At 40.9% G+C, this 7070-nt stretch carries 7 protein-coding genes; all 7 read left to right on the plus strand.

The genetic code is table 11. The features are described from left to right. Positions 1-97: 97 nt before the first annotated feature. A complete protein-coding gene (locus IEV36_RS12890) occupies positions 98-1081 on the plus strand; it encodes a fatty acid desaturase family protein (RefSeq protein ID WP_005257029.1) in 984 nt (327 codons plus the stop codon). A gap of 59 nt (positions 1082-1140) precedes the next feature. Continuing rightward, positions 1141-1563: a PaaI family thioesterase gene (locus tag IEV36_RS12895; protein WP_005257031.1), complete on the plus strand. Its 423-nt coding sequence runs from the start codon at positions 1141-1143 to the stop codon at positions 1561-1563. A gap of 153 nt (positions 1564-1716) precedes the next feature. Beyond that, positions 1717-2709, plus strand: coding sequence for a putative solute-binding protein (locus tag IEV36_RS12900; RefSeq protein ID WP_005257033.1), 993 nt, complete (start codon positions 1717-1719; stop codon positions 2707-2709). Between the two features lie 175 nt (positions 2710-2884). Further along, positions 2885-3661 carry a hypothetical protein gene (locus tag IEV36_RS12905; protein ID WP_032864022.1) on the plus strand — a complete coding sequence of 259 codons (777 nt, stop codon included), beginning with the start codon at positions 2885-2887 and terminating at the stop codon, positions 3659-3661. A gap of 12 nt (positions 3662-3673) precedes the next feature. Further along, on the plus strand, positions 3674-4798 hold the full coding sequence (locus IEV36_RS12910) for a toxic anion resistance protein (protein WP_005257036.1): 1125 nt from the start codon (positions 3674-3676) through the stop codon (positions 4796-4798). A gap of 27 nt (positions 4799-4825) precedes the next feature. Beyond that, positions 4826-5740: a hypothetical protein gene (locus tag IEV36_RS12915; protein WP_005257038.1), complete on the plus strand. Its 915-nt coding sequence runs from the start codon at positions 4826-4828 to the stop codon at positions 5738-5740. 214 nt (positions 5741-5954) lie between these two features. Beyond that, on the plus strand, positions 5955-7070 hold a 1116-nt coding region (gene ahpF / locus IEV36_RS12920), incomplete at its 3' end, for an alkyl hydroperoxide reductase subunit F (protein ID WP_188393549.1).

Below are 7070 nucleotides of genomic sequence, written 5' to 3' on the forward strand. Positions count from 1 at the left end.
AATTTTAATTTATTGACAGAAATATTACTAAGTTTAAAATAAAAATATAAATTGTGTAGTTTTATAAGAATAGAACACATTCAGGCAGGATAGAGAGATGAATACACGCGTTGCAATTAGTGACTTATTCAGTAGAGAGGAAATTACTGAACTCACCGCTAAATCAGATTTGTATGGCAGTTGGGCTGTGTTCTCAACTTGGGCAGTCATTGGTGGGACTTTTGCCGCAGTAGCGAGTTCATGGGAATATTTGCCCTCTTGGGGTAAATTGCTGATGTGTATTGCAGCATTGGTCATTTTGGCGGGACGTCAATTGGCACTGGCAATTATCATGCATGACGCATCTCATCAAAGTCTGTTTAAAACCAAATGGCTCAATGACACTTTAACTGATTGGTTATGTGCGCGTCCGATCTGGAATGATCTGCATAAATATCGTGCCCATCACATGCGTCATCACAGTAAAACCTCAACAGTGGATGATCCTGATTTATCGCTTGTGACAGGCTTTCCGACCTCTAAGAAATCTTTAATGCGTAAATTTATACGTGATTTATCAGGAGTAACTGGATTTAAATTTGCGGTTGGTCGTGTGTTGATGGATATTGAGAAAATGGAGTGGACGGTTTCTAATGATCGTCGCTGGATTTCTCAGGAAGGCAAACACTGGACTGATTATCCGAAAGCATTCCTGAAAAATAGTGGTGGGGCAATTGCCACCAATGCAGCGTTATTTTCAGCCCTATGGGCAGCAGGTCATCCTAAACTTTATGCATTGTGGGTTGTGGCATATTTAACACCATTTCCTTTATTTCTCAGAGTTCGTTCAATGGCAGAGCATGCTGGCATGGCGAGCAGTCCTTGTGCTTTAACCAATACCCGTACCACCAAAGCAGGCTATCTTGCACGCGCTTTGGTTGCACCGATTAATGTTAACTATCATAAAGAACATCATTTGATGGCTGCGGTACCTTACTTTAAACTGCCAAAAGTGCATCAAATGCTGCGTGAACGTGGACATGTGGGTGAACCGCCAAGCTATTGGCAGGTATTAAATGAGCTTTCTAGTCAGGCTGATTAGATGGGAAACTCAAGCATTACATTTTAAGAAAGATATAATTGGAACAATAGGAATAATGCATGGCAGCAACAAAAGACGAAATTATGGGATTTTTGGCGCAGGAATTTCCGCAAGCGTTGATGAAAAGTACCATTGAAGAGATTACACCAAGAGGTGCACAGCTGCTTTATCGTGTGGATACTGGAGATTTGCGGCCGGGACAGACGGTTTCAGGGCCGACTTTAATGCTGGTTGCAGATTACGTGCTGTATATTGCCATTCTGGGGCATTTAGGTCTGGTCGCGATGGCCGTGACCACCAATATGACCATTAACTTTTTCCGTAAACCAAATGGCAATCGCGATCTTCGAGCCGTCTGTAAATTGATAAAAGTGGGAAAAACCTTAGTTACAGGCGAGGTCTGGTTGTATTCGCTGGATGATGAAGAACCAGTGGCACATGTGATTGGAACTTATGCGCTACCACAAAACCCAACGGATTAATTCTTAAAACCGAACAGATTAATCAGTTGATTTAAATCATCTACTCGGTTTTTATTGACTGCAAATCTATTAAAAAAATAAATCGCGTCATAGGATCATGCTGCTAAATCAGGTGAGATGAATAGATAATAAATCTTATCTGGGAAGAACGAGATGATAATTAAAAACGGTTTGATTGCTTTGGCCTTACTTGGGTTTGCAGTTAATACTCAGGCCAAGCAAACAGTGTGTGTATTCGATCCTGTGGGTAAATCGGGTGATGCTTTTGCATTGGCAAAGGACTATGCGCTTGAAGCCAAGAAATGGGGCGCGGATATCGATTTACGTGCTTATGTCGATGAACGTGTTGCCGCAGAAGATTTGAAAGTTGGACAATGCGATGGTGCAATTATCAGTGGTTTACGGGGGCGACAGTTCAATAAATATGTCGGTTCTCTGGATGCAATTGGCGCATTAACCGATTTAAAAACGGCAATTTTAGCCTATCAAATTTTGTCAAAGCCGCAAGCTGCAAAAAGTATGATCAATGGGCCTTATGAAATTGCCGGGCTTGGCACGATTGGGCCTGCTTATCTGTTTGTTTCTGACCGCAGTATCAATACATTAGCCAAGGCTGCGGGGAAGAAAGTCGGGGTGTTTGCCTATGATGAGGCACAACCGAAGCTGGTCGCTCAAGTCGGTGCCCAAGCAGTTTCTGTAGATGTGACCAATGCAGGTGCAAAATTTAACAATCATCAGATTGATATTGTCCCAGCACCGATTGTTGCCTATAAGCCCTTTGAGCTTTATAAGGGTTTGGGAGATAAAGGTGGAATCGTAAAATTTCCACTCACTCAAATTTCAGCAAATTTTATTATTCGCAAGGATAAGTTTCCAGCAGGATTTGGACAAAAGTCACGTGAATGGGTAGCAGGTCAACTCGGTCGTACTTTTAATATTATCGCCAAATATGAAAAGGAAATTCCTGCAAAATATTGGATGAATATTTCACCTGAAGAGCAGGTGAACTATATGAAAATGATGCGTGAGGCACGTATTTCACTGACCAAAGCAGGTATCTACGATCCCAAAATGATGAACTTCTTGAAGAAGGTTCGCTGTAAACAAAATCCAAATAGTTTTGAATGTGCACTGAATGATGAATAAATCATGAATCAGGCTCGGTATAACTCTCTTTATTGATTGTAATTTAGAGGGTTTTTGCTTTTTAATCTGGCAATAAATTTTAAAAAACATAACAACAATGCTGTATGCGAAAGTGCGAGAACATGCTACAAATAAACCTGTCCAAATTTATTTGTACCCACGATTTTTAACTTATATGACGATACCGCCCGACTTAATACCTTTATCGCAAATTGAGTCAAATCAAGAACATATTTTAGCGATCAAGCGTAATGATTTAGTGCCTTTATTAAACGATCCACATCGTTTAAATCATTATGCAGATCATTTGGTGCAAGCACAGAGTGTCCTGCTCAATGGTGTTGATCCAAAACTGAATCAGCAACTGAGCGAAGTAATTAGCCAGATTATTCAGCAGCTTTCGGTTTCAAAAAAATATCTGGGTGGGCGTCGCTTCAATGCATTGCAAAAATGGTTGGGGATTGATGTCGAATACGATGCTGGGCAAGTCAAATATGTCAAAGATTTAGATCGCTTGATTAATGAAGCCAATCATCTGAGTCAGCGCTTACAGATTGAGATCCAGAAATCTCAATCACGTTTGCAGCAGGCATTCGGTTTGCGCGAGCAGATGGCAGCTTATATTCAAGCCGCAGATGAGTTTTTAAAAGAATATCCTCAATTTAGCAAACAGCAGGTGCTGGACCATTTTGTTGAGCGGCTTTCGAAAAAAGTGAATACATTACAAACTTTGCAGAGTAGTAATGATATTGCGATGAAGCAAATGCAATTATCCCAACATTTATCCTTTAGTCTTTTAGACCGTTTTAAAGAAGCGCAACAGGTTTTAATTCCTGCATGGCAATATCATTTGAAGCAAAGTCGTGAGTCCAGCTCATCAGCGACTATTGAACAACTGGACAAGAGTCGAGAAAACTTGATTCAGAATTTGAAAAAATCATTACAGAAATAAGAGGGGAATATCATGTCAGATTCAGAACTTAGCAAAGTATCTCATGAACTTGAACTCAAGCCTGAGCAACGTTTTGAGCAACTCAACCTAAAAGAATTGGGTTTACAGCCACAAGACCTTGCTGAAGTAATGGATGCCCATAAAGAGTTGGCAGAAATTAGCACGACTGTTGTGGCAGAGTACGGCAAAAATATTGCCAATAAGACCTCGACTTATACCGATGAGTTATTAAGTTTGGTGCAAAATAAAGATCTGGATAGCACGGGGCAAAAGCTCAATGAAGTGGTGCAAGTCGCTCAGCAGCTAAATACTTCAAGTATTCTGAATAAATCAAAAAACTCGGGTTTTTTTGGTGGCTTACTGAGCAAACTTAAGGGTGCCAAACAAAATTTTGACCAGCATTTTAATACCACCAAAGAACAAATTGATGTGTTGGTTAAGGAAATTGAAAGCTCGCAATCAGGCTTGAAGGCGCGAGTTGGTACGCTTGATAAAATGTTTGATGCCGTACAGGATGAATATAAGCAGTTGGGTGTCTACATTGCAGCAGGTCAATTGAAGCAGCAAGATATCCAGCAGCAGATTTCAGCTTTGACTTCTCAAGAGCAGGATCAGCAGACCACGCAGCAGATTTATGATCTGAATCATTTGGCCAATAATCTTGAAAAACGGGTGAGTGATTTACAGGTTTTACAACAGTCTGCCATGCAAACATTGCCAATGATCCGCATTATCCAGTCGAATAACCTGATGCTGGTGGATAAGTTCTATGCGATTAAAAACATCACTTTACCAGCTTGGAAAAATCAGATTAGTCTGGCGATTTCATTGCAAGAACAAAAGAATAGCGTGCAGCTTGCCAAAGCCATTGATGACACCACCAATGAGTTATTACGTCGTAATGCCGAGTTACTTCATCAAAACTCGGTCGATACAGCGAAAGCGAATCAGCGTTCAGTGATTGATGTGGAAACACTTGAACATGTTCAAAACACCCTCATTAAAACAGTAAACGATGTGATTCAGATCCAGAAAGAAGGCATGCAGAAACGTGCAGAAGCAACGACACGTTTACGTGCATTGCAGGATAGTTTGAATCATCTGGTGCTGGAGAATAGTCAGCCACCTCAATCTTGATACGATTAATTTTTGAAGGAAAGATCATTGTCACCGATAGACGATTTTAGTGTACAGCCGCTTGACCAGCGTTTAGATGTGTTAAAAAAACGTCAGCGCCATTTAATGATCTGGTTTTTTCTGACCAGTACTCTAGCGGTTGTTACCATTGCATCGCTCTTTTTTCAGAAAGAATTCATCTATCGTTTCTTTGATCTTTCCATGCAGGTTCAGGCGCTAGATTTACCTTATCATGTACAGGAATTAATTCCTTTTAAACAGCCTGTCGATTATTTCTTTAATTTATTGTCATGGTTTGGCTGGCTGTTTTTAAAAATATTTGTCTCATTCCTCGGTGCTTTTTTTCTTGTGAGCTGGGCGAAGAAAATCAAGTTTTTTCAGCAGCGTTTTCAAGCATGGACACAGCGCTTTCTGGCATGGATTATTTCGTTTATCCTGCTTTGGTCTGGTTTGAGTTACATTCAGTATGACTGGAAAGATGAAACCAAACAGGCCTATCAGCAGTGGATGAGTTATCAAAATAATATTGTGGAAAGTCAAATTGCGCAGGATTTACAGCAAGCTGATATTTCTTCGACTGAAAAGGCGTATGTCTTGGCGCAAGTGGCCTTATTGCATCAACCTGTTGACCGTAAGACCGCCAATATCTATGTGAACCAGCTAATTGATGCTGAAAAAAATGATCCGCTTTTGTTTAAAAAATACGATTTTAAACCTGAGCAGTTGTGGGTGATGCAGCAGCAACTTTATGGCAAAAGCATTACTGTACTTACACAACCGCTAGATCTACGTGCCCAGCAGGCTGAGCGTGTTTCTCATATTGTGACTGTCATTTTGTGGGGAATCGTCATATTAGTCTTGGCTTTAAGCGCAGTTTTATATGTGCTGGCCAAACATTTGAAAAATCGTAGAAATCGAATCAGTCAAAAGCTTGATTATTAATGCATTTTTATGCTCATAACAGACTGCAGCGGGTAGAGCCATTTACCCTTGAACTAGCCCGCTCAAGATGCATCAGATAGTTTGATTTGTTTTTGATAGGTTTATTCGATCAAAATAATAAAAACATACTGTTTTACCTATTTATGGTTTTTGCGTACTATAGCCTCATTGAATGAATTTACTGATTTAAAAGTCTTAGGGTTTGGAGAAATACATGTTAGATCAAAATATTAAAACTCAATTAAAAGCTTATTTAGAACGTTTAGAAAGTCCGATTGAACTGGTTGCTGCTTTAGATGACTCAGATAAAGCAGAAAAAATCAAAGAACTGGTGACTGAAATCGCGGAACTTTCTGACCAAGTTACGGCGCGTTTTGACGGTTCAAACGCTCGCCGTCCTAGCTTTGGTGTAGCAAAAGCAGGTGAACAACCACGTGTATTCTTTGCTGGCTTACCGATGGGACATGAGTTTACCTCTTTGATCTTGGCATTACTGCAAGTTTCTGGTTATGCACCGAAAGTGTCTGATGAAGTCTTGACTCAAATCAAAGGCTTAAACTTGACTGCAAACTTTGATGTGTTTGTTTCATTGAGCTGCCATAACTGTCCAGATGTAGTACAAGCGCTCAACTTGATCGCGATTAACAATCCCAATACCACAGCGACCATGATTGATGGTGCTTTCTTCCAAGATGAAGTAGAAGAACGCAAAATCTTGGCTGTACCAATGGTATTTCAGGACAATGAACATATCGGTCAAGGTCGTATGACTTTGGAAGAAATCGTTGCCAAATTAGATACCAACTCTGCTGAGAAAGATGCAGCGGCAATCAATGCCAAAGATGCGTTTGATGTATTGGTGATTGGTGGTGGCCCTGCAGGTGGTACAGCAGCAATCTATGCAGCACGTAAAGGCATTAAAACAGGTATCGTGGCTGAACGCTTTGGCGGTCAGGTGATGGATACCATGGATATTGAAAACTTTACCACGGTGCAAAAAACAGTAGGCCCTAAGTTTGCTCAGGATATGGAAGCGCATGTCCGTGAATACGGCGTGGATATCATGAACCTGCAACGTGTTAGCAAGATCACAGGCGCAGATCAAACCGCAAATGGTCTGGTTGAAGTTGAACTGGAAAATGGTGCCAAGCTTGAATCGAAAACCATCATTCTTTCAACTGGTGCGCGCTGGAGAGAGATGAATGTTCCGGGTGAAGCTGAATATCGTACTCGTGGTGTCGCATATTGCCCACATTGTGATGGCCCATTGTTCAAAGGCAAACGTGTTGCGGTGATTGGTGGCGGTAACTCGGGTGTTGAAGCAGCGATT

Origin of the sequence: Acinetobacter vivianii (assembly GCF_014635885.1) — a bacterium.
In the GTDB taxonomy this organism is placed as follows: domain Bacteria; phylum Pseudomonadota; class Gammaproteobacteria; order Pseudomonadales; family Moraxellaceae; genus Acinetobacter; species Acinetobacter vivianii.